Raw genomic sequence first — 22,644 nt, forward strand, 5'->3', positions numbered from 1 at the left:
GCACTCTTTCGCTTTCGCAATTCGCCGCTCTCGCGTTTCCTTGCCAGCTCCAGAAGCCTTTCTTCCGGTCCTGCCCCGCAGACTTTATCAGAGCCACTCTCGCTTTACCAACTCGGCGCTTTCGCGCTTTCCGCTGGATTAGCAGTTGTGTTTCTGCTTTGTCCTGGAGGACTTTATCGGATCTCGCTTTGTTGTCCAATTCGGCGAATTCTCGCTCTTATCGGATAAAGACGATATCCACGCCGACACAGCACAAGACAATCAAACTGCGGTTCGTCACGGCCTTGATGCCTGATCCGAAGACCTGACTGAGACTCTGAACCGAGCTGAAGCTCGAGAATGTTGGCGGCCGACTCAGGGGCCGGAAACCCGCTCGAAGACTCGAACTTGCTTCCCGCCGCACCCCGGCGACCAGATGAACATTACGCCTCAGTGACGCGCTTGCCAAATCGAGGAACGCCCCCGGGAAGGCGGTCACCTTCCCAGGGGCGTTCTCGCAGGTCAGAGGCTACTTGAAGCGCACACCGGCGAACTTCTTCTTGCCCCTGCGCAGGACGACCCAGCCGTCACCGAGCAACTCTTTTTCGTCGAGCGCGCCCTCGGCGTCCTCGACGCGGACGTTGTTGACGTACGCCCCACCCTCGGAGATCGTCCGGCGGGCCTCCCCCTTGGAGGAGACGAGGCCGGCAGCGACGAAGAGGTCGACGTACGTCGGCAGCTCCTCACCCCGCTCCAGCTCGACCGCACCGGCCTCGGTGATCGCGGCGGCCAGCGTCGTACTGCTCAAGGTGGCCAGGTCGCCGCCGCCGAAGAGCGCGGCTGCGGCCTGCTTGGCCTGCTCGGTCTCCCCCGCCCCGTGGACCAGAGTCGTCATGTGATCGGCGAGTGCCTTCTGGGCCACCCGCAGGAACGGCTTCTCCGCGTGCTGCGCCTCCAGGGTCTCGATCTCCTCGTGGGACAGGAAGGTGAAGACACGGAGCATCTCCCCCACCTTGGCGTCCTCGACGTTGAGCCAGAACTGGTGGAAGGCGTAGGGCGACATCATCGTCGGGTCGAGCCAGAGGGCGCCGCCCTCGGTCTTGCCGTACTTGGTGCCGTCGGCCTTGGTGATCAGCGGAGTGGTGAAGGCGTGGACGGTCTCGCCGGTGACCCGGCGGACCAGCTCGACACCGCCGGTGATGTTGCCCCACTGGTCCGATCCGCCGAACTGAAGACTCACCCCGTGCGTACGGAAGAGGTTCAGGTAGTCCATCGACTGCAGGAGGATGTAGGAGAACTCGGTGTAGGAGATGCCGTCCTCGAGACGCTTCTTCACCGTGTCACGCGCAAGCATCCGGTTGACCGGGAAGTGCTTGCCGATGTCACGGAGGAAGTCGATCACCGACAACGACGCCGTCCAGTCGGCGTTGTTGACCATCGTCGCGGCGGTCTCGCCCTCGAAGGAGACGAACCGCTCGATCTGGCTGCGTACCTTCCCGACCCATTCCTTGACGGTCTCGGGTGAGTTGAGGGTGCGCTCCCCCGAGTCGCGCGGGTCGCCGATCATGCCGGTGGCGCCGCCGACCAGGACGTAGGGCGTGTGGCCGGCCTGCTGGAGGCGCATCGCCATGGTGATCTGGAGAAGGTTGCCCATGTGCAGGCTCGGCGCGGTGGGGTCGAACCCGATATAGAACTTCACACTCCCGCCGGCGAGCGCTTCTCGGAGCGCGTCGCGGTCCGTCGAGTCGGCGATGAGGCCTCGCCACTCGAGGTCGTCGAGGAGTGTGGGATCGATGGACACGTGGTGCCTTTCTCAGATCGTTCTCAGATGGTGTTTCCGGGGCCCGGAACGGGCTGTCCCGGAAGCAAGGGTAGTAGGCGATACCCCCTAGAGTTGACCACTGGCGTTCGCGACGAGATTTTGAGGGGACCTGGGTGATCGCAGGGAGGTACCGGCTCGAGAGGGAGCTCGGCCGGGGAGCGATGGGAGCCGTCTGGCTGGCCACCGACGAAGTTCTGGGGCGTTCGGTCGCACTCAAACAGCTGATCGCCCTCGACGGCGTATCGGATGCCGCCGTCGAACGCGAGGCACAGCTCGCCGCACGACTGGTCCACCCGAACGTCGTCGCCGTCTTCGACCTGGTGCGCGACGACGACAAGCCCTGGCTGGTGATGGAGTACGTCGAGGGCAAGACCCTCGCCCACATGGTGCGCGACGACGGACCCCTGCCCATCGAGGACGCCGCGAGGCTGATCGGTCAGATCGCCTCGGCCCTGCGCTCGGCCCATGCCGCCGGCATCGTCCACCGGGACGTGAAGCCCGCCAACATCGTGGTCGGCCGTGCCGAGCGCGCCAAGCTGACTGACTTCGGGATCGCGCGCGGCGTCGACTCCCAGACCACCCAGACCGGACAGGTCACCGGCTCGCCGGCGTACCTGGCTCCGGAGATCGCGACAGGTGGGCGGGCCACCCCGGCCAGCGACATGTGGTCGCTGGGGGCCACGCTCTTCCAGGCGCTCACCGGCGAGCCTCCCTACGGGATCGGCGACAACGCGCTGGCGACGCTGTATCGGGTCGTGCACGAGGACCCGCCGCGTACGCCGCTGGCCGGCCGGCTCGCGCCGCTGCTCGAGCACACGATGGCCTACGACCCCGCCGAGCGGTGGTCGGCCGAGGACGTCGTCGACTTCCTGGCCGGGCGGTTGGCGGCCGAGAAGCTGGAGCCGGTGGCGCTGCGTACGCAGACACTCGCCGCGGTCGCGGCACCCGCGCCTGCGCCTGCCGCACCGTCGGGGCTCGCACAGTCGACGAGCACCCCGACGCGGCGGCGCTGGTGGCCGATCGCGCTCGTCGCCGCTACGGCATTGGTGCTGGTGGTCGGCGGAGCCCTGTGGGCCAACCGCGGCGACGAGCCGAGCGCGAAGCCGAAGCCGGTCGCGTCCGGATCGCCGCTGTCGGAGACGACCGACAAGGCCACCGAGGACGCGGACGACCAGGAGTCGGAGGAGGCCTCCGAGGAGTCGTCGCCCAGCGAGACGGCCAGCGAGTCTCCGAGCGAGAGCCCCTCGACCAGCGAGACCGCCGGCCCGACCGCCGAGGGGATCGACGCCTTCATCCGCAGCTATCTCACCACCGCGCCCGCGAACCCCGACAGCGCCTTCGGCTCGATGCTGACCCCGAAGTTCCAGGCGAGCAGCGGAGGGATCGAGGGCTACCGCGCCTGGTGGACCACCGTCGCGAGCACCAGCGTCGTCTCGGTCTCCCCCAGCGTCGACCCGCTCAAGGTGACCTACACCTACAAGTACACGATGAAGGACGGCCGCCAAGAGGGCAGCACGGTGACCCTGGGGCTCGTCTACGCCGACGGGAAGTACCTCATCGACAGCGAGGGCTGAGCACGCCGGCGACCGGGAGAAGCCTCAGGCGCTGCCGGTGGCCAGCAGGTGCGCGCTGGCCGGGAGCATCGCGGCGTCGCCTTCGAGGGCGCGGGCACAGACCACGGCGCTTTCGGTCAGGCGATCCAGGGCGAGTGGGTCGGTGCAGGTCTTGACGCTGGTCCACAGGGGCCCTTCGATCGGCAGGACCCGGACGTCGCGGAAGCCGGCCAACCGTAGCTCGGTCGCGATCTCGTCCGGTGTGTGGAAGTACGCGGTGGTGAAACCGAGCTTCGGGTCGTACCCTCCGTGGGCCAAGGTGTTGATGGCGAGATCGAGCCGTTCGGCGTCCTGCTCGGCACGTGTGGCGTAGGCGAGCAAGGCCGCGTGCCGGCTGACGACGGAGGCGGCGAGCGTGCCGCCCGGCCGCAGCACCCGCCGAGCTTCGCGCAGAGCCTGGACCCGCTCTGTCCGGGTGAGCAGGTGGTAGAGCGGGCCGAGCAGGAGCACCGCGTCCGCGGAGTCGTCGGGCTCGTCGAGGTGACGTGCGTCGCCCAGCGCCGCTGTGAAGGCCGATCCGTCGCTGAGTGCCTCCACGACATGCTCGGGGACGACGTCGATGAGATGCACCTCGTTCCCGGCCTCTGCCAGCCATCGCGCGTGGACGCCCGTGCCCCCGCCGACGTCGAGGATCCGCGCCGGTGCCGGCGGCAGCACCCAGCTGAGGAGCTCTTGGGTTCGGAGACGTTCCAGCCGACCATGGCCGGTGATCTCGAGCCTCTCGCGTTCGACCATCGTGGCGTAGTAGTCCCGGACTGCCGGGTCGACGGGCAGCGGCGCCTCGACATCCGCCTCGGGCGCAGGCGCCTGCGGATGGCCTTCTCGGTCTGCGATGCTCACCCGCCCGCGACCGGAGCGCTTGGCTTCGTACAGTGCGGCGTCTGCGGCCCTGAGCAAGGTGTCGAGCGTGTCGCCGTGACCACCGAGCTCCGCAACGCCGGCGCTGACTTCGATGGTCAGCGGACGCTGCGGTGCCTCCGGCGGGCTGATGACAAGGGCTGATGAGCCGAGGACGCTTCTCAGCCGCAGCCCTGCGTCAGCGGCCGACATCCCGAACGCCAGCAGCGCGACCTCGTCGCCACCGAGCCGGGCCACCACGTCCTCGCCACGGAACTCCTTGGTCAGGTGGTCGGTCAGACGGACCAGCGCCTGGTCTCCCACAGCGTGACCATGGGTGTCGTTGATGCGCTTGAAGTGGTCGATGTCGAGCATGGCGAGCGACAACCGCTGATCGTGTCGGCGCGCCAGAGCGCACAGCCGATGGAAGTCGCTCTCAAAGCGGCGCCGGTTGGCTACGCCGGTGAGTGGGTCGGTGTCGGTGAGGCGCCGGTACATCTCGGCGCGCTCGAGCCGGTTGCGGATCCTGGCCCGTAGCTCGTTGGGGTTGAACGGCTTGGGCACATAGTCGTCGGCCCCGGCAGCGAAGACGGCGTCGACTGCCGCGGGGCCGGTGCGCGCGGTCAGGAACAGGACGGGCAGGGCGGACCAGTGCGGGTCGGTGCGGATGGTGCGACACAGCTCCATGCCGTCCAGGTGCGGCATGTCGACGTCGAGCACGACGAGGTCGGGTCGTTCACGATCGAGGGTCCCCCAGAAGGTGCGCGGGTCTTCGAGGGTGCTCACCTCGACCGGTTCGGTGGCCAGGGTCTCGCGCAGCAGGGCCAGGTTGAGGGGGTCGTCATCGACCGCGAGTACGTGGAGGCGGTCCTCACGCCGCTGGCCGAGCAGCGAGGTGACGGCGTCGATCGGTGCGGCGGCGGGACCGTTCCGAGGCAGTACCAGGTGGGCACCGGCGGTCGCGGCGCGGAGCCGGTCCTCCACGGATGCAGTCTCCGCGAGGGCGACGACGGGGACGGCAGGGCGCGCCGTGCCGCAGCGCTGGATGAGCGCCTCGGCGTCGGGTACGTCCAGGTCGACGATCGCCGCCTCGATGTTCTCCTCGGCCCCGTCATCGGTCACGGCCAGGCCGCGCGAGGTCGCGACCGAACCCATCCTGGCTGCCACCGATGGAGCGGCATGGATCGCCAGGAGCCGACCGGTCGGGTGTGGCTCGGTCGCGGAGGACGATCCCGTTTCGGCGGCGGCCAGCCCGCTGCGCAGCTCGGCGACGTGGCGGGACACCCGGCGGGGGTCGACTCGTGCACGGCCGGCGAATGCGTCCTCGAGCGCTCTGGCCGGATCGGTGGCATCCGGCAGCCCGACCGTTCCGGCCGTTCCTGCGATCCGATGGGCGGCGCGCTCGGCCTGCCGCCTGGTCTCCTCATCGAGGGCTCCCTCCTCGAGGCCGCGGACGGCGGCCTCGATCGTCGCGAGGTTCTCCGCGAGGGTCACCCGAGCTCGTACGGCGATCTCACCCAGTCGAGCGCGCGCCTGGCTGAAGGCTGACGGGGACGGATCCGACTGAGGGGTCACTGGTCCCACCCCAGAAGCTCTGCCACCTGGTCGGACAGGGTGAGTGGGTCGAAGGGCTTGCTCAGTACGCCTGCGACTCCGAGGGCCTCCCAGCGTCGTCGCTCGCTGGGCTGCACCTTGGCGGTCAGCAGCACGACCGGGACGTGGCACGTGCGGCTGTCAGCTTGAAGCCGCGCGAACGTGGTGGGGCCGTCCATCCTGGGCATCATGACGTCGAGCAGGACGGCATCGGGCGGATCGGACGCGCATCGGTCGAGCGCCTGCAGCCCCGTCGAGGCGACCTCCACCTCCCAGCCGCCGACCAGTTCGAGGCTTGCCTGGGCCACCTCGCGGATTGCGTCGTCGTCGTCGACGACCAGCACACGGCGACTCATGAGGCCGCTCCTGCCACCACCGTTGCGAGCAACTTCATCACCTGCTGCTCAACCTCCTCCGGGTTGCTCTTCGCCTTGGTGAGGAACTCAGTCGGCCCCAGCCGCAGGCGCTCCTTGTCGTGCTCATCGACGTCCAGCGCCGTGTAGACCACCACCGGCACCTGACACAGGCGAGGGTCTTGGCGGAGCCAACCCACGAGCGAGAAGCCGTCGCTGTCGGGCAGCAGCAGATCGAGAAGCAGCAGGTCGGGTACGAGGTCGCGTCCGAGCCGCAACGCATCGCGGGCAGTGTGCGCCGGCACAGCCAGCACGCCGTGCTCGGCAAACAGGGTGGTGAGCACATGGGCGAGCGACTGGTCGTCCTCGACCACGAGCACGCGGGGCTGGGATCTGTCGCCTGAGATGGCCTCTCTCAAGGCGGTCAGCAATGTCGTGAGGTCGAGCGGCTTGCTCAGCCAGGCGGCCACGTCCAGCGGGGAGGTGCTGGGTGGGGTGCTCGGCGGGGACCCGCTGACGATGAGGACCGGGACGTGACCGGTCCGGGAGTCCGCTCGCAGCTGGGCGATGGCGGTCCAGCCGTCGATGCCGGGGAGGGCAAGGTCCATGAGCACGGCGGCCGGGGCCACTTCGGCTGCCCGCTCAACCGCCTCCTCGCCCGACGCGACTCCGACCACGGCGTACCCGTGAGAACGAAGCATCTCACCGATCACGGCGCGAGCCTGCGGATCGTCCTCGCACACGAGCACGGTGGGCATCGCCGACCGCTCCTCGAGGGACGCTTCCATGGCCACGGCGGGATCCGCAGCCGGCAGAGTGAAGTAGAAGGTGGCGCCCTGGCCCGGCTCGCTGTGCGCCCAGATGCGCCCACCGTGCTGTTCGACCAGTCCGCGGCAGATGGCCAGTCCCAGACCTGAGCCCTCCTTCTCGCGGGTGTCGGAGGCGTCGACCTGCGCGAACCGACCGAAGATCGCCTCGAGCTGGTCAGGTGGGATGCCAGGGCCCTCATCACTGACGCTGAACAGCAGCTCTTGGTCCTGCTCCGCGACTCCCACCCGGACCGCGCCCCCGGGAGGGGAGAACCTGATCGCGTTGCTCAGCAGGTTGGTGAGGGTCTGCACGATCCGGTCGGGATCGGCGTCGGCGCTTCCGGTGATGTCGTCGGCCTGCACCTGAATCCGTGCTTGCTGTGCGAGGCCACGCATCTCTGCCACCGCCCGGTCGACCACGTCCGCCGCGGCAACGGTCCGCCGCTCGAGCGTCACCTTGCCGGCCGCGATGCGCTCGACGTCCAGGATGTCGTTGATCAGCCTGATCAGCCGGTCTGTGGACTCCACCGCGATCTGCACCATGCGCTGCACCTTGGGTGGCGTCCCCTCCAGCAGCCCGCCCTGAAGCAGTCCGAGCGCGCCGCGCAGCGACGTCAGGGGGGTGCGCAACTCATGGCTCACCACCGAGACGAACTCATCCTTCATCCGCTCGATCGTCCGGCGTTCGGTGACGTCGCGGAAGATGAGTACGCCACCGGCGACACCACTCTCGCCACGGGCCGGCGCGACGGTGAGCTCCACGTCGAAGCCGGTGCCGTCCGCCCGTTGGTAGGTCGCATTCGTCACGGTGCGGACCCCCTCGTCCTGCAACGCAGCCGTGACCGGGTCACCGGCGGTGGCGATCGGCTCGCCGGCCTCGTCGGTCGCCCCGGTCACCTCGTTGAACCGGGCGCCTGCCAGCTCGGTGGGAGAACGACCGAGCAGCGCGCCTGCCGCTGGGTTCGCGAACGTCACCCGGCCCGACCTGTCGAGCCCGACGATGCCTTCGCCCGCACTGTCGAGGATCGACTGGTGGCGCATGGTGAGCTGCTCCAGGTCATGGGTCCGCTGCGCGACCAGCCGCTCCAGGCCGCGGGTCAGCCGGACGTTCTCGGCCAGCGTCAGCAGCTGCCGCAGGACCAGAAGCGCCGCGACCGTGACCAGGAGCAGAGCCAGTACCCAGTCACCGAAGCGGTCCGGGTTGCTGGCCCTCACGACCAGCACGACAACCACCGGCACGTACGGCAGCAGCTCGGGAAGCAGGGTCCGCCGGGACGGTTCACCGGCAGCGTCCTCACTGGGCGGGACCAGTGCCGCCAGGGCCAGCAGCATGTACCCGATCGTCCAGCCCAGGTCCAGGCCGCTTCCGGCCGCCTCCCGGCCGTGCAGCGCCAGATAGCCGATACCCGTGTCGGCGCACGCGATCGACACGAACGCGGCGCCGACCAGCAGCATCGGGAGGCGTTGTGCCCCAGTGGCCCGGGTGGCCAAGGTGACGGCGATCGTGATGATCAGGATGTCGGTCAACGGGTAGTACAGATACACGAACAGATAGATCCAGCTGACCTCGCCGAGCTGTGCGACGAGCGGCCCGACGAGCAGGATCCAACTGATGAACAGCAGCGCCGCACCCATGATCAGTCCGTCTACGATCGCGCGCACCCGCGCCGCGGCGGAGAGTGGGCGGACCGGAAGGGAGAGCATCGCGGCAAGGGCGAACGGCACCACCGCCACGTAGAAGACGTCGGCGGGGCCCGGGAAGGTCTGGGCCTCAGGTGCCAGGACCTGGTAGTAGAACCAGATGGCGTTGCCGGCCGCGTAGCACGTCGCTGCGACACCCAGCAGCCACCACGGCAGCCGCCTCCCGGTCGTTGCCTCCCTCGCGGCGCCGAAACAGGCGACGGCCGCGACCGCTGAGAAGACCACGAAACTGCCGTCGGACGCCGCTCGGATCGTGATCCGACTGCCGAGACCCACTGCCCCGAACACGGCCAGCGCCGCCGCCGCAACCGCGAAGACGATGCACGCGTTCCGGAACCGCGACCACGACCCAGCCCGAGACATCATGGACCCCCACTCACGTCCAGTTCGACAAAGGGCAAAACATTCGTCTCCCGGATGCCATCTTGGCACGATCTCCATCAATATGCCTCTGGGCTGGGAAATCGGCCGCAGACAACGGCAAGTGACGCTATTCGGAAGCGAAGCGCTGCATGTCGGCGATTTCGCACCTAGCATGGTGTGTTCAAGCCGACAACGAGGGAGTCTCGGGATGAGTGGATCGACGTCGCCCGGTGGCAGCCGGCCGAGGCGCGCCTCCCACGCCGGGCGTCCGCAGATCGCACGAGTCGGGGCGTCGGCCGCCACCGTAGAGCCCGGCGGCAGCCTCGCTGGATGGGCGTTCCTGCTCGGGGCACCCCGACCCGAGCGACGCCGGTCTCAGCTGCTGGCGCACGTGGGCGGCCTGACCGCGATCGGCGCGCTGTTGGTCTACCTCACGTGGCGAGCGGCGTTCACCATCCCCGCAAGCGGATGGGACAGGACGGCCGCGTGGCTGCTCGTGGTCTTCGAGGGGCTTCCCCTCCTGGGGCTGCTCGTCCGCCTGGTGACGCTGTGGAACGTGGACAGTCGCGCCCCGCGCCCGGTGACCGACCTCCCCGAGGGCATGCGCGTCGCGGTGCTCATCCCGACGTACAACGAGCCGGTGGAGGTGATCGCGCCGACGATCGCGGCCGCATGCGCTCTCGAGCCTGCCCATGAGACCTGGGTGCTGGACGACGGCGAGCGCGACTGGGTCCGACTGTTGTGTGAGGAGTACGGCGCCCGCTACGTACGTCGCCAGGTGCACGACCATGCCAAGGCGGGCAACCTCAACCATGCCCTCGACCTCATGGCGAGGGAGGCCGAAGACGGGCGGGAGATCGACGTCATCGCGGTCCTGGACTGCGATCACGTGCCGCTTCCGACCTTCCTCACCGCGACGCTGGGATGGTTCGACGACCCGGACATCGCGCTGGTGCAGGGGCCGCAGACGTTCTACAACTCCGGCGCGTTCGACGACGACGGGGTCACCGGCGAGCAGGGCATCTTCTTCCACGTGCTGATGGCGTCCCGCAACCAGGACGGCGCGGGGCCGTTCTGGTGCGGGTCCACATCGCTGCTGCGCACCCGTGCGCTGCGCGAGGTCGGCGGCATCGCCACCGACACCATCGTGGAGGACATGCACACGACGCTCGGCCTCATCCGGGTCGGATGGAAGACCGTCTACCATCACCAGACGCTTGCCGTGGGGCTGGCACCGCAGACCCCCGAGCAGTACCTGCTGCAGCGGCGTCGCTGGGGGCTCGGCGCGATGCAGGTCCTCGCCAAGGAGCGACTCTGGGCGGCCAAACGGTGGATGTCGTGGCGCAACTACTACGAGTACCTCAGCGGCACCCTGTGGTGGCTCGAGGGCGTCGCCACCGTCGTCATCTTCGTCATCCCGGCTGCCATCCTGCTCAGCGGTGCCCAGACGTCCACCGCCGGGCCGGGCACCTTCGCCGCGGTCTTCCTCACCATGCTCGTGCTCCGGTTGTGGGGCGTCCGCCAGCTGTTCCGGCACCACCTGCACCTGCCGAGCGCCTTCGCGCTGCGGATCTTCCGGATACCCGTCGGCATCTCCTGCCTGTGGTGGCTGCTCACCCGCCGTACCCTCGAGTTCGCTGTCACTCCCAAGGCCGGTGCCGAGCAGCGGGCCCGCGGACGTGTCCCGAGAGTGGTCATCGTGCTGATCGTCGCGGTCTTCGCAGTCCTGGGCTACTCACTGGCCGGTGCCCTCGGGCTCGTCCCGTGGCGCGCGACGGATGGTGCGACCGTGGCCTCCGCAGCCTGGCTCCTGCTCGCGGGGATCGGGCTGGTGCTCGGCGCGATACGAGTCCTCTCACCCGCGTACGCGACCACCCGCCGCGACGCACACCGCATCGCGCTCCGCGCACCGGTCTCCATCGACGGCACCGACGGCGAGCTGATCGACATCTCGGTCGGCGGCGCCGCCGTACGCCTGCCCTCCCGCACCATGCCGATCTCCGACGGCGCCGAGCTCGTGCTGCCCCGGGCCGCTCCGGTGCGCATGCGCATGGTCCGACGCAGCGACCTCCCGGGCGACGCCGGGTCGGTCGTGGCTCTTCGGGTGGCAGACGACGACTGGGGGGCCCTCCGCACCATGTCGCTGTGGCTGTTCCACACCCCGACCGGCGGCATCAACGGCATCCCACCAGGCGTCCCTGCCGTGGCCGCCATGAGACGAAGCCACCGGTCGCGAGCCCTCGGCCACCTGATCGCAGAACGCGAGGATGCCCATGTCCGTTCATGACACCAGCGGGACACCGGACCGCGACCCCGGCGAGACCGACCTCCAGGCATCCATCACCCATGCCATCGCCCATGCCATCGAGCACGATCAGCTCGTGCTGCACTACCAGCCGATCCTGGACCTGCGAACCGACTCCGTCCACGCCTACGAGGCGCTGGTGCGGTGGAACCGCCCCGACGTCGCACTCGTCCCACCCGCCGAATTCATCCCCGTCGCGGAGACATCTGATCTGATCTGTCGGGTCGGCGCCTGGGTGATCGACCGCGCCGCCCGCCAGCTCGCGGACTGGAACAACGACACCGGAAACCGGCGGCTGATCGTCGCGGTCAACATCTCGGGGCGCCACATCAACACCCCACGGATCCGAGACGACGTGGCGGCGGCCCTCCAGGCACACGACATCGACCCCGGCCAGCTCGTACTCGAGATCACCGAGACCGTCCACATCGACGAACACGCCATGGACCACCTGAACGAGCTGCGAGGACTCGGCGTCGGGCTCAGCCTGGATGACGTCGGCACCGGCCACAACACCATCGACCAGGTCTCCCGGCTCCCGCTGGACAGCATCAAGATCGACCTGACCTACATCGACCCGACCACACCCGCACTCCGCGAGACGCTGCAACAGCTGGTCGATGTCGCGCACTCGCTGGGCCTCGCAGTCTGCGGCGAGTGCGTCGAACGCGATGATCAGCTGGCCCTGCTCCGATCGTTGGGGGTGGAGGCCGCCCAGGGCTACCTCCTCGGTCGCCCCACCACCGCGCAGGAACTGGACGGTCGACTCTCGCGACAGGAACCACCGGCGGGCGAGCCACCGAGCGGCGAGAGTTGATCCTCAGAGGAGCTTGCCCAACGGGCCCAGGTCGATGTTGAGATCCTCCACCGTGAGCCCGAAGTGGTCACGCAGCTCCGTCATCTTCTCGTCCAGCAGCATCAGGGTCTGCCCCAGCCGCTCGATGTCCTCCTCGCTCAGGCCTCCCGCATCCATCCGTCGGATCGCCTGACGCTCCATCAGCTGGCGGAGAAGCTCCACCAGGGTGAGCACGAGCTGTACGAGCCCCTTCTCGACGGACTCGGGGTCGGCGTCGATCCGCCGGCTCAGCGCCGACGGCAGGTCCCGCTCGTCATCGAGGTCCAGTGGCCAGGGAGCTCGGTCTGCCGGATCCGTCACGCGCCGACCTCCTGACAGAAGCTGAAGGGTGGCCAGGGGCCGGTGACGGTCGCACCAGCCCGGCTCGTGGCCCACCGCTCGACAGCCGCCAGGACCTCCTCCACGACGTCGTCGGCCATCAGGACGGACAGCCGCGCCTCACCCGGGCGGAGCTGTGGCAGGTCGGTGAGCTCCGAGGCGTACGGAGCGAGCAACGCCTTCAGCTCGGCGGTCTCGCGCTCGTGCGATCTCACCTCGGCGGCGCGTCGGCGAAGATAGCCCGTGCCCCTCTGCTCCGCCTTGTCGGTGCCGTCGACGGCACCGCGCGGTAGCGGCAGGTGCACGATGCACTCGCTGCGTCCCGCGACCGCGGTGAGCCGCTCGGTCCACGCGCTCCCGTGTTCCGCGACGAGCTGCTCGAGCTCCGCCTCGTCGCTCACGACCGTCCCGAAACGGACCGGAAGAACGGGAAACCGCGACCACAGCTGGTGGAGTGCGCGCCCGTACGCGAAGACCTCGCGGGTCGATCGCTCGGGTGCTTCGGTGATCGGTTCGACGAAGAGCGTCACCTCGTCGTATCGGTGCGCCCGCAGCGGCGTACCCTCCGTCGCGGCTGTGCTGTCGGCGTCACCGGCGGCAACGGCGTAGAGCAGCATCATGACTGCCTCCCGGCTCCGGGCAGCTGGACCCTGTGCGCGGGGGCGATGACCAGGCGCAGGCCGACGTAGACGAGGTCGACGCCGGCCAGCGACAGCACCAGGTCACCGCCCACCACGACGCCGCCGTCGATCAGCCGGTCGACGAGGTCGACGAGCGAGGTCTCGTCGAGTGCGGGGGAACGCTCGAGCGTCATGACACCAGTCCGGTCAGGTCGTCGTCGTGCGGCTCTTCCGCACCCACGAAGCTGTAGGGCGGCCAGGGCCCGGTCACCTCGATACGCATGCCGGCTGTGGCGACCAGCTGGTTGTGGAGCTCTTCGGCAAGGCCGAGGAACCGGTGCTCCTCGTTCCGCGCCACGAGGTAGGCACTGTTGAGCAGCATCGGCTCGTCGCGGCCGGTGACGGCAGCGTCGAGCGGAGCGCGTACGACGCTCGCGGCCGCCCCGCGAGCCAGCGTCTCGTGCGTCTGCGTCACTGCGGCCTCGCGCCGTCCGCGTTCGGTGTTGCGGGCATCCTGTTGCGACCGGCGCCGTTCGAGGTACTCACGGCCGCTCCGGGGCGTCGGCTCCTCCGGCGCGGCAGGAGCCGACGTAGGAAAGATCTGGAGCGACCACTCGACGCGACCGGCCACGAGCTCCCAGACGTGTTCGAGGCGGGCGCGACTCGACTCCAGCGCGTCGATCAGCGCCTCGTCGCTCGGGTAGATCCCGGGTAGCTGCAGCGGCAGCACGTCCGCGTGCTCGACGAGGTGCTGGAGCACCTCGTGGTGGGCTGCGGCGACGGGCGTGACCCAACGCGTGTCCTCCCCGTGCTCTGCCCAGGCGCGCTCACCGAAGGACGCCTCGGGCAGATCGCTGACCACGATCTCGAGGTCGTGGAACGCGCAGGTCCGTACCTTCGCGTCCGCGATGCCGCGGTCGGGAAGGAAAGGCGTCCCGTCGGCCCGAACCAGTCCGTACGCATGGACCACTGTGGTCGGCTCAGCGGCGCTCACGGCTCGTCTCACCTTCCACGATCTCGGTCTCACCGCCGACGCTGCGCTCGAGCGCCTCGAGGCGCCGGCGGAGGTCGAGCTCTTCGTTCTTCTTCTCCTCGTCCTCGAGGTTGCTGACGAACGGGTCGCCCTCCCACCAGTTGATGCCCATCTCCCGCGCGCGGTCGACGGAGGCGACCATGAGCCGCACCTTGATGGTCAGCAGCTCGATGTCGAGCAGCCGGACCTGGATGTCGCCGACGATGACGATGCCCTTGTCGAGGACGCGCTCGAGCACGTCGGCGAGGCTCTGCGACGACGCTTGGGGGCGGTTGTTCACGAAGACGGGCGTGCGCTGTGTCTCGGTCATCGATCCTCCACCTGGGCTCGGGTGTAGCGGTGGGTACGGCGATAGCCCGTGAGCTCACCGTCCTCGCCGACCGTCACCTCGTACGACGCCAGGACATCGGTGGTCTCCGGCACACGCTCGAGCTCGAGGATCTCCGCGGTGACGACCCAGCCGTCGTCGTCGCGGCGGATCGCCGTGACGCCCTCGGCGGGACATCCCACGAGCGCCTCGAGCTCTTCGAGCACCTGCTCGGCGATCGAGGACAGGGTGGGTTTGCTGGGTTCACTCATGCCAGCCTCCGGCGATCAGGCGCTGCACCAGATCCTCCTCGAGATCGGCAGCCTCATCCTCGGTCAACAGGCCCGCCTCCCGGCGGGCGTCGACGTCCTCGAGAGCGGCTTGGATCGTGGCCGGGTCGAAGTACTGGCTCTCGGCCTCGTCGCGGATCTGTTCCGCCACCCAGACCACACCGCGCACGGGCGCGATGGGCAGGGTCAGCAGCTGCGTGATCAGGCCCATGCGAGCTCCTCCGCCGAGGCGGCTTCGAGAAATGCGTACGGCGGCTGCGGACCGACGTACCGAAGCGACGCCAGCGGTGCCAGGTCCTCGCGCAGCGTGGTCACGGTCGCGTCGACCTCGCTCTGTCGGTCACGCTCGACCAGCAGGAAGACCTCCGCCGCCTGCAGCGCACCGCGGACCTCGCCGAGGGAGACCGCGCGGGCGGTCGGGGCCAGCCGATCGACGACGCCGTCACCGACGCCGGCCCGAAGCGCGTCGAGCGCGGCCGCGATGGCCTCGCCCAGGCGTACCTCCGCCGAGTGCCGCTCCTGCGGGCTCGCTCGCTGTACGTGGTCGCGCAGCTCGACGAGGTCCTGGTCCCGGCGCAGCACCTCCCTGAGCGCTTCGGGCTCGATCAGGTCGACCGAGACGGTGAGCTGCAGCAGACCGTCGAACCGTTCCAGCAACGGGCGGATCTCGTCGGCGCGGCTCTCGATCAGCTCGTGGCGCACGGTGTCGTCGTCCGGCATCTCCACACCGAACTGCATGGGCAGCACCGTCCCGAGCGCGGCCACCGCCTCGAGCGTGTGCGCATGTGCCAACAGGTCCTCGCGCAGCACGCGCGAGTCGGCGTCCATGTCGCTGACGAGCACCCGAAGGCCGTCGCCGTCGATCTGGCGCAGTGGACGTCTCGACCGTCCCGTCCGGTCCGCGGGGATCGTGACCGATGTGTCCGTGACTCCGTAGATGTGGACAGGCACGGTCAGGCCTCCTTCTCCTTGGTCTGTCTGGACGTGCTCTTACGGGTGCGACGAGCGGGCTGCTTGCGACCCTCGTCCTTCTCTTCGTCAGCGTTCTCGTCGGAGTCCTCGTCGTCGCTCGAGAGGATGCTCCCGAGCTTCTCCTTGGCTCCCTCGATGGCACCGGCCGTCTTGCCCTTGGCCCCGGACTCCGTCACGCCTTGGACGAGCTCCGGGATGCCATGGGTCTGGGTCTCTGTGAGATCCAGACGATTGACCGCCTCGGCGAAGCGGAGGTACGTGTCCACGCTGGCGATGACGATGCGCGCGTCGATCGTCAGCAGCTCGATGCCGACGAGGGAGACGCGTACGTAGATGTCGATCACCAGACCCTTGTCGAGGATCGTGTCGATGACGTCGGCCAGGCTGCTCGGAGCCGGACGGTCGAGGTACCGGTTCTGCTGGGTGATGGTCATGACTCAGTCGCTTTCTTTCGGTGTCCCCGCGGGCACGGGCTGCTCGGCACGCTCGAGGAGGTGCCTGCGGATGTAGCTCCGGTTGGCGCCGAGCGACGCCGCCAGGCGTGACTTCCCGCTGCCCACGAAGTAGCCGATGCACCAGTCGAGCTGCTGCAAGGCGTCCTCCGCGGCGGTTCGGTATCGGTCGACCTCCTCCATGAGGTGCTCGACCTCACGCTCGAGCTCCTGGACCTGGCTGTCGTCAGCGGCCATGCTCACGCCCCCTTGGCGGAGGAGCGGGAAGACGTACGCTTGCTCGCGCTCTGCTTGCTGGCGCTCTGCTTCCTCGGGCTCCGCTTGGTCGCGCTCTGCTTCGTCGGGCGCTGCGCGCTCGTGGTCTTCTTGGCGGCCGTCTTCTTGGCCGTGGTCTTCCTGGCCGTCGTCGTCTTCTTCGCTGCAGTCTTCTTGGCCGCCGGTCTCTTGGCCGGGGGCTTGTCACCGGACTGCCCGTTCCCGGAAGAGCTGTTTCCAGAACTCTTGCCGGACGACCCGCTGCCGGACGACGACTTGTCGGAACCGCGTGAGCTGCTCGACGTACGGCTGTTCGCCTTGCTGCTCTTCTCCTGGCTCTTCTCCTCGCTCTTCTTCGAGCCCTCGTCGGCGCCGTCATCCACGACCTGCTTGTCGTGGATCTCGCCGGTCCAACCCTCGATCTCGTCGCGATGGAGAAGGGTGTGGTTGGCGACGTGACGCCGGAAGTGCTTCATCTCCAGACGCACCCGGCGACCCTGAGCACGCCAGAGGTTTCCGGTGTGCTCGAAGAGGCCCTTCGGGTGGTACTCGAGCGAGACCAGGATCCGGGTCAGGTTCGGCGCGAGCTCGTGGAAGGTGACGGCGCCGTCGACGCGCCCCTTCTCACTCTGGCTGGTCCACACGATGTGCTCATTCGGGACCTGGTCGAGGATGGTGGCCTTCCAGGTGCGGTGGGACCAGAACACCTGGGCCTGCCAGGTGATGACCTCGTCCTCCTCCTGCGTGACGTTCTCGACCTTCTTCATGAAGGTCGGGAACTCCTCGAACTGAGTCCACTGCTCGTAGGCGACGTCCCGGCTCACGGGTACGTCGATCGACTCGACGATGTTCGTCACCTTGAGCTTCTTGCCGGTGGGCTGCTCGCTCTTGCTGAGATTCCCGGCGACCTGCCCGACGGTGTCCTTGACCTGGGTGGCCGTCTCCTTGACCTGGGCGGCAGTGTCCTTCACCTTGCCGACGGGAGCCGTGACCTTGTCAGCGGCCGCCTTCGCGCCCGCCTTCACGGTCGAACCGGCCTTGGACGGCTTCACATCGCCCTTCGTGGGAAAGCTGTCGGCGAAGCCGGTCAGCCGATCGGTGATCCCTTCGACACCGTTGCCGATCCTGTCCAGGCTCCGCTTGCCGAAGGCTCGACCGAGGCCCACGGCCTCGTGTCTCAGCCGGTCGATCGGCAGCTGCGACAGGAGGCCCGAGTCCACCTTGTCCGTAGCTGCGTTCTTGCGAATCTGATCCGTCATGACTCAGGCACCTCCGGTCGGCGCACCTGCGCGACGACGACGGGAGCTCCGCGCGCCTCGGCGCGGCTTCTCCTCTTCGTCCTCGTCCTGCTGGTCCGTCTCGTCGTACTCGTCTTCGGGCTCTTCCTCCGGTTCTTCTGCTTCTTCGTCGTACTCGTCTTCGGGCTCTTGCTCCGGTTCTTCCGCTTCCTCGTCGTACTCGTCCTCGGGCTCTTCCTCGGCGTCCTCGGCTTCCTCGTCGTACTCGTCCTCGGGCTCTTCGTCCGGTTCGTCCTGAGCCTCGTCTACGGGCTCTTCGTCTTCCGGAACCTCATCGGTGTCCTCGTCGGATGACGACGCGCCCCAGAGCGTGCTCTGCTCACGCAACCGATCGCTGAGCTTGTCGATCTGGCCCGCGGCCGCGGCGACCGCGGCTGCCTTGCCGGCCTGAACGAGCTTTCCGCTGACCTGCTGCCCGAGCTTCTGAACGTCGGACGAGCCGCCGAGGCTCTGCGTACCGATCTTCAGCATCTCGAGGCTGCGTTCGCGAACGGCGCTGTTGCTGAGCGCCGACGCAACGACCACAGCGAGTCGCAGTTTCTTGAATCTCCCGAGCACATAGCCAGCCGCTACAGCGGCTCCTACGCGCGTGGTGACAGACATGTTCGTGCTCCCTCCTCGGGTGGCCCTCCAACCACCCACGTACCCCCGGCGGTACCCGATGTGACGAGTGCCATACGTTGGCCTCGTGAAGTGGGCGCGCAGCGTCCCTCAACCGCGAGGGCTGTGCACCGGGGCGCGGAGGATCCAGATAGGCTCCGTGCGGGCCGTTAGCTCAGTCGGTTAGAGCAGAGGACTCATAATCCTTGGGTCGCGGGTTCGAGCCCCGCACGGCCTACCAACGATCGGTGCGCTGGACCTCGTGCATGAGCTCGATCTTGCGGAAGCCGAACTGCCTGTTGATGCGCTGCATCACGTCGTTGGACGGGTCGGTCCAGGTGTGGATGCTGGTGCGTTCGGGGTGGTCGCGCTGGACGGCGGCGAGGGTGGCGACCTTGAGGGCGAGGCCGAGCTTGTGGCCGCGGTGGGCGGACTTGACGAAGGTGTCGTCCTGGATGGCCTCGTCGCTGCCGTGGGCGAGGAAGATGACGGAGTAGCCGACGAGCTCGCCGGTGAGGATCTCGCGGGCGGCGGCGGTGATGCGGTCGTAGGAGCGGGCGGTGCTCTTCTCGGCCGAGCGGATGCGGTCGGCGGTGTGGGCGACGAGGTCCTCGTGGGACTTGCCCGGCATCTCCTTGCCCATCTGGTTGCGCAGGCCGACGAACTGGGCGAGCAGGTCCTCGGGGGTCCGGTCCTCCCACATCAGGATCTCGTAGCCGAGAACGTTGAAGGGCTTGTGCGGCAGCGGGAGGTCGGCGGCGAGGTGGTCCTCGCGGCGTACGGACTTGAAGCCGAGCGCTCGCGCGAAGGCCAGGGACGACTTCGGGGGGATGGTCACCTCGGCGGTCGTCAGGGTGCGGCCGCTGGTGCGGCGTACGTCATCGGCGGCTCGCCACAGCTCGGTGCCGACCCCGCGCCAGCGGTGCACGGGGAGGACGTGGATCCCGAGCTCGACGACGTGGCTCCGCTCCTCCTCCGGGAGGTCGAGCTCGGCGATGCCGATCGTCTCGCCCTGCTCCTTCGCGGCGAGGAGTACGCGGCGGCCGTGATCGTGCGGCATCCGCACGGAATTGGCCAGCGCCTCGAAGGTGCGATGTGACGCGTAGGGTCGATCGAAGGCCATCGATGCCGCCTCCACGGCGTACCAAGCCTTCAGAGCGGTGTCATCGTGGACGTCGACGGGGGCGATCACAGACACGGGCACTATCTAACCGTGTCGGGCAAGGTCGTGGGAACTGAGGTCCCCCAGCAAGCGTTGACACGTCATCTGTCCGGGCCCGAGCCGCCTCAGAGCGGCCCGGGTTCGGTCGAGGGATCGTCGGGGTCGGGGTCCGGAGGACCAGGCGTCTTGGTCGGCGTCGGGGTCGGCGTCGGAGTGGGGGTGGGCGTCGGCGTAGGAGTCGGCGTCGGCGTCTGGGTCGGCGAAGGCGTGTTCGACGGCTCCGGCTCCTCGGTCGGTTCGGGATCCGGGCTCGGCGGGACGTACGGCGCGTGGCCGGACTCCGGAGCGTCGCCGTCGAGCCACGCAGGCGGCGGGAACTCCTCGTAGTCGAGCTCGTCGGTCAGCGTGCCCATGATCTCGACCCAGGTGTCGGCCGGGTAGTCGGCACCGAAGAAGGTGTCGAGCCAGCCGTCGAGGGCGCCGCTGCCCTTGCCGCGGCTGTAGGCGACGGCGGTCGAGAGCTGCGGGGTGTAGCCGACGAACCAGGCAGAGGAGACCTCGTCCTTGTCGTTGGTCGCGGTGCCGGTCTTGCCCGCCGCGGGCTGGACCACGGCACTGGCGGCCTGGCCGGTGCCGCTGGAGACGACCTGCTGCAGGGCATAGGACGTGTCGGCCGCGACGTCCTCGTCCATCGCCCGCTTGCTGTCCGCGGTGTCGTCGTGCTCGTAGATGACGGTGCCGTCGGCGTCGACCACCTTGGAGACGACGTAGACGTCGTTGTGCACTCCGCCGTTGGCGATCGTCGCGTAGGAGTTGGCCATGTTGATCGGGCTGACGGTCGAGTTGCCCAGCGTGAGCAGGAAGTTCTCGGGCTGCATGTCGGCGCCCGACTTCATCGGGATCCCCGGGTAGGCGGGGTCGAGACGGTCGCCGCGCGGGATGCCGGAGCGTACGGCCATGTCGTAGACGTCCTTGCTGCCGTTGGGCAGCGAGTCGGACATCTCCACGAAGGCGGTGTTGATCGAGTCCTCCATCGCCTGGAGGCTGCTGACGTTGGAGCCGTAGCTGTGGCCGTACGGGTCGGCGGCGCTCTGGCCGGAGTTGCGTACAGGCAGGCCGTTGAAGTCCTTGGGAGAGTTGCCGTCCCAGGTGTCCTTGAGCGAGTAGCCGGCCTTCAGAGCCGCCGCCATCGTGAACGCCTTCATCGTCGAGCCGGCCATGGTGGAGCTGCTCGAGGCCCAGTTGATCTGCGACTCGAGGTAGTCCTGACCGCCATAGAAACCACGCAGCGCGCCGGTCTTCACGTCGACCGTGGCCGCGCCGACGTGGAGCTCGTCGGAGACGTCGCCCTCGACGTACGCCTTCTTGTCCTCAGGACGTACGTCGTTGACCGCCTCCTCGACGGTCCTCATCGTTTTTTTGGTCAGCGTGGTGGTGATCCGAAGCCCGCCGCCGTTGATCTCGTCCTCGGTGACCAGCGGGTTGCCCTGCTCGTCCTTGAGCTTGAGGAGCTCGTCGCGGACCAGCTTGAGCGCGTGACCCTTCTGTCCGCCGTAGCGGCTGTCGGAGCGCGGCTTCTTGAACTTCGGCAGCGACTCCTTGGCCTTCTCGCCCTCGGCGGCGTCGACCATCTCCATCTTGACCATCGAGTTGATGACGTAGCGGTAGCGGCCCTCCAGCTCGGCGACCGACTCCTCGCCGTTGCTCGGGTCGAGGTCGTTGGGGTCGTTGAGGATCGCGGCGAGTGCGGCAGCCTCCTGGAGGGTGAGCTTCGCGGCCGGCTTGTCGAAGTAGGCGTTCGACGCCGCCTCGACGCCGTAGGCGCCACGACCGAAGTAGATGGTGTTGAGGTAGCCGGCGAGGATGTCCTCCTTGGACTTCTGCCGGCTGATCTTCAGCGAGATGACCGCTTCCTTCACCTTGCGGGAGTAGGTGCGCTCCTGGGTGAGGTAGAGGTTCTTGACGTACTGCTGGGTGATCGTCGAGGCGCCGGACTGCGTGCCGCCGGTGTTGTTGTTGACCACGGCGCGCAGGATGCCCTTGATGTCGATGCCGCTGTTGGTCCAGAAGGTGCGGTCCTCCGCGGCGACCGCGGCGTCCTTCATCAGCTGCGGGATCTCGTCGTACGGCAGCGAGTCGCGGTCCTGGGAGTCGGCGATGTAGCGCCCGAGCTCGTCCTTGCCGCCGCGGTAGTAGACGAAGGAGGTCTCCTTCTCGTAGGCGGCGTTGGCGTTGGGGATCGGGATGGCGTTGTAGGCCACGATCACACCCAGAGTGCCGATCAGCGCGCCCACCAGAATCACGACGAAGAAGGCCTTCAGGACCTTCTTTCCCCACTTCTTCTTCGGCGTCGGCGTGGGTGTATAAGGCGGATTGCCCTGCCAGCTCAAGTTGTCCCCTCCCGCGGTCACAAACGTTCCTAGAGTACGGCGGGCTCCCAGGCCCGACGCGATCGTCGGCTCCGTGTCCAGGACGTTCCAGCGGGGTCTCAGGTTGCCCCTGAGAGGGCGACGGGCCTCTGTCCTGGGCCGGCGATGCCGTGTCTGCCCAGGTCAGAGGCCCGTTGCGGGAACACTCAGACCAGGAAGTAGAAGGTGCTGTAGTGGTCGGGTGTGAAGTACACATCACCCGTTGTGGTGTCGACCACGAGCCGGTAGGACTGACGCTGCGCACCGCATTCACGCGGGGTCACGTCGAACTCGAGGTAGGAGTGGCCCGAGGGCAGCTCGCCCTCGTAGTTGTTGTAGGTGCCACCGGAGAAGTTGCAGGTGCCGGTCGGCGGCCAGTCGTGCCAGCCACGGTTGGACGGGTAGCCCAGCGAGGCCCAGACCTCGTTGGAGTCGAGGGCCTCGGCACAGCCCTTGTGGGTGCAGCTCTCGATCCAGTCGGCCTGGGCGGCAGGGGCCAGCGCGACGCTCCCACCGAGCAGGCTGGTGGTGGCGACGAGACCTGCGAGGAGCAGCTTGATCATCGTGAGCACGGAGCGGTTCTTCCCGGACATGAATCCTCCAGTGTGTGCGTTACGGACGGTTGGTAATTCTGCTACCTGACACGTCCGGATGGGGGCTCCGAAGGTCACGAACCGGTGAACTCTGGGGTGTAAGTG

General features: G+C 68.2%; 22 protein-coding genes and 1 tRNA gene. 4 read left to right on the plus strand and 19 right to left on the minus strand.

From position 1 onward, the window contains the following. Positions 1 to 508 precede the first annotated feature (508 nt). Positions 509 to 1,780, minus strand: a complete 1,272-nt coding sequence (gene tyrS / locus ABT304_RS00005; RefSeq protein WP_350712762.1) for a tyrosine--tRNA ligase — start codon at positions 1,778 to 1,780, stop codon at positions 509 to 511. A 134-nt stretch (positions 1,781 to 1,914) separates the two neighbouring features. On the opposite strand from tyrS, the gene ABT304_RS00010 reads away from it, so the two are divergent. Further along, the gene (locus tag ABT304_RS00010; protein WP_350712763.1) at positions 1,915 to 3,375 is read left to right on the plus strand and encodes a serine/threonine-protein kinase; all 1,461 of its coding nucleotides are present in this window, start codon (positions 1,915 to 1,917) and stop codon (positions 3,373 to 3,375) included. 24 nt (positions 3,376 to 3,399) lie between these two features. Here ABT304_RS00010 and ABT304_RS00015 read toward each other — a convergent pair whose 3' ends face one another. The 3 genes from ABT304_RS00015 to ABT304_RS00025 form a co-directional block, all read right to left on the minus strand. Next, on the minus strand, positions 3,400 to 5,745 hold the full coding sequence (locus tag ABT304_RS00015; RefSeq protein ID WP_350712764.1) for a diguanylate cyclase: 2,346 nt from the start codon (positions 5,743 to 5,745) through the stop codon (positions 3,400 to 3,402). Between the two features lie 77 nt (positions 5,746 to 5,822). Next, entirely contained in the window at positions 5,823 to 6,200 is a 378-nt protein-coding gene (locus ABT304_RS00020) for a response regulator (protein WP_350712765.1), read from the minus strand. Further along, on the minus strand, positions 6,197 to 9,070 hold the full coding sequence (locus tag ABT304_RS00025; protein ID WP_350712766.1) for an ATP-binding protein: 2,874 nt from the start codon (positions 9,068 to 9,070) through the stop codon (positions 6,197 to 6,199). The genes ABT304_RS00020 and ABT304_RS00025 overlap by 4 nt, the downstream gene beginning before the upstream one ends. Positions 9,071 to 9,278: 208 nt before the next feature. On the opposite strand from ABT304_RS00025, the gene ABT304_RS00030 reads away from it, so the two are divergent. Both ABT304_RS00030 and ABT304_RS00035 read left to right on the plus strand, forming a co-directional pair. After that, a complete protein-coding gene (locus tag ABT304_RS00030) occupies positions 9,279 to 11,357 on the plus strand; it encodes a glycosyltransferase family 2 protein (RefSeq protein ID WP_350712767.1) in 2,079 nt (692 codons plus the stop codon). Continuing rightward, entirely contained in the window at positions 11,344 to 12,192 is an 849-nt protein-coding gene (locus tag ABT304_RS00035) for an EAL domain-containing protein (RefSeq protein ID WP_350712768.1), read from the plus strand. The genes ABT304_RS00030 and ABT304_RS00035 overlap by 14 nt, the downstream gene beginning before the upstream one ends. Positions 12,193 to 12,195: 3 nt before the next feature. Here ABT304_RS00035 and ABT304_RS00040 read toward each other — a convergent pair whose 3' ends face one another. Genes ABT304_RS00040 through ABT304_RS00095 form a run of 12 tightly spaced genes read right to left on the minus strand, consistent with a single transcriptional unit; the run spans position 12,196 to position 18,379 of the window. After that, the gene (locus ABT304_RS00040; RefSeq protein ID WP_350712769.1) at positions 12,196 to 12,531 is read right to left on the minus strand and encodes a gas vesicle protein K; all 336 of its coding nucleotides are present in this window, start codon (positions 12,529 to 12,531) and stop codon (positions 12,196 to 12,198) included. After that, on the minus strand, positions 12,528 to 13,169 hold the full coding sequence (locus ABT304_RS00045; protein WP_350712770.1) for a GvpL/GvpF family gas vesicle protein: 642 nt from the start codon (positions 13,167 to 13,169) through the stop codon (positions 12,528 to 12,530). Before ABT304_RS00045 ends, ABT304_RS00040 begins: the two co-directional genes overlap by 4 nt. Further along, positions 13,166 to 13,363 carry a gas vesicle protein GvpJ gene (gene gvpJ / locus ABT304_RS00050; RefSeq protein WP_350712771.1) on the minus strand — a complete coding sequence of 66 codons (198 nt, stop codon included), beginning with the start codon at positions 13,361 to 13,363 and terminating at the stop codon, positions 13,166 to 13,168. Before gvpJ (ABT304_RS00050) ends, ABT304_RS00045 begins: the two co-directional genes overlap by 4 nt. Then, positions 13,360 to 14,163, minus strand: coding sequence for a GvpL/GvpF family gas vesicle protein (locus tag ABT304_RS00055; protein WP_350712772.1), 804 nt, complete (start codon positions 14,161 to 14,163; stop codon positions 13,360 to 13,362). Before ABT304_RS00055 ends, gvpJ (ABT304_RS00050) begins: the two co-directional genes overlap by 4 nt. Beyond that, positions 14,150 to 14,512: a gas vesicle protein gene (locus ABT304_RS00060; protein ID WP_350712773.1), complete on the minus strand. Its 363-nt coding sequence runs from the start codon at positions 14,510 to 14,512 to the stop codon at positions 14,150 to 14,152. Before ABT304_RS00060 ends, ABT304_RS00055 begins: the two co-directional genes overlap by 14 nt. Continuing rightward, positions 14,509 to 14,781, minus strand: a complete 273-nt coding sequence (locus ABT304_RS00065; protein WP_350712774.1) for a gas vesicle protein GvpO — start codon at positions 14,779 to 14,781, stop codon at positions 14,509 to 14,511. The genes ABT304_RS00060 and ABT304_RS00065 overlap by 4 nt, the downstream gene beginning before the upstream one ends. Next, the gene (locus ABT304_RS00070) at positions 14,774 to 15,010 is read right to left on the minus strand and encodes a gas vesicle protein GvpG (RefSeq protein ID WP_350712775.1); all 237 of its coding nucleotides are present in this window, start codon (positions 15,008 to 15,010) and stop codon (positions 14,774 to 14,776) included. Before ABT304_RS00070 ends, ABT304_RS00065 begins: the two co-directional genes overlap by 8 nt. Next, a complete protein-coding gene (locus ABT304_RS00075) occupies positions 15,001 to 15,750 on the minus strand; it encodes a GvpL/GvpF family gas vesicle protein (protein WP_350712776.1) in 750 nt (249 codons plus the stop codon). Before ABT304_RS00075 ends, ABT304_RS00070 begins: the two co-directional genes overlap by 10 nt. Positions 15,751 to 15,752: 2 nt before the next feature. After that, positions 15,753 to 16,205: a gas vesicle protein GvpJ gene (gene gvpJ / locus ABT304_RS00080; RefSeq protein WP_350712777.1), complete on the minus strand. Its 453-nt coding sequence runs from the start codon at positions 16,203 to 16,205 to the stop codon at positions 15,753 to 15,755. A 3-nt stretch (positions 16,206 to 16,208) separates the two neighbouring features. Continuing rightward, positions 16,209 to 16,460: a hypothetical protein gene (locus tag ABT304_RS00085; RefSeq protein WP_160028524.1), complete on the minus strand. Its 252-nt coding sequence runs from the start codon at positions 16,458 to 16,460 to the stop codon at positions 16,209 to 16,211. A gap of 2 nt (positions 16,461 to 16,462) precedes the next feature. Further along, positions 16,463 to 17,737 (minus strand): SRPBCC family protein, encoded by a 1,275-nt coding sequence (locus ABT304_RS00090; protein ID WP_350712778.1) that lies wholly within the window; start codon positions 17,735 to 17,737, stop codon positions 16,463 to 16,465. A gap of 3 nt (positions 17,738 to 17,740) precedes the next feature. Beyond that, positions 17,741 to 18,379 carry a hypothetical protein gene (locus ABT304_RS00095; protein WP_350712779.1) on the minus strand — a complete coding sequence of 213 codons (639 nt, stop codon included), beginning with the start codon at positions 18,377 to 18,379 and terminating at the stop codon, positions 17,741 to 17,743. A gap of 161 nt (positions 18,380 to 18,540) precedes the next feature. On the opposite strand from ABT304_RS00095, the gene ABT304_RS00100 reads away from it, so the two are divergent. Then, positions 18,541 to 18,617: transfer RNA gene (locus ABT304_RS00100), tRNA-Ile, on the plus strand. Here the strand turns inward: ABT304_RS00100 and ABT304_RS00105 are convergent. The 3 genes from ABT304_RS00105 to ABT304_RS00115 all read right to left on the minus strand — a co-directional run bounded on the left by ABT304_RS00105 (position 18,612) and on the right by ABT304_RS00115 (position 22,539). Then, a complete protein-coding gene (locus tag ABT304_RS00105; protein ID WP_350712780.1) occupies positions 18,612 to 19,574 on the minus strand; it encodes a GNAT family N-acetyltransferase in 963 nt (320 codons plus the stop codon). The two genes, ABT304_RS00100 and ABT304_RS00105, sit on opposite strands and share 6 nt — an antisense overlap. 89 nt (positions 19,575 to 19,663) lie before the next feature. After that, complete coding sequence (locus tag ABT304_RS00110) at positions 19,664 to 21,949, minus strand: transglycosylase domain-containing protein (RefSeq protein WP_350712781.1); 2,286 nt, start codon at positions 21,947 to 21,949, stop codon at positions 19,664 to 19,666. Positions 21,950 to 22,113: 164 nt separating this feature from the next. Next, complete coding sequence (locus ABT304_RS00115; protein ID WP_160028510.1) at positions 22,114 to 22,539, minus strand: ribonuclease domain-containing protein; 426 nt, start codon at positions 22,537 to 22,539, stop codon at positions 22,114 to 22,116. Between the last annotated feature and the right edge of the window lie 105 nt (positions 22,540 to 22,644).

Origin of the sequence: Nocardioides sp. NPDC000445 (genome assembly GCF_040300245.1) — a bacterium.
Taxonomy (GTDB): domain Bacteria; phylum Actinomycetota; class Actinomycetes; order Propionibacteriales; family Nocardioidaceae; genus Nocardioides.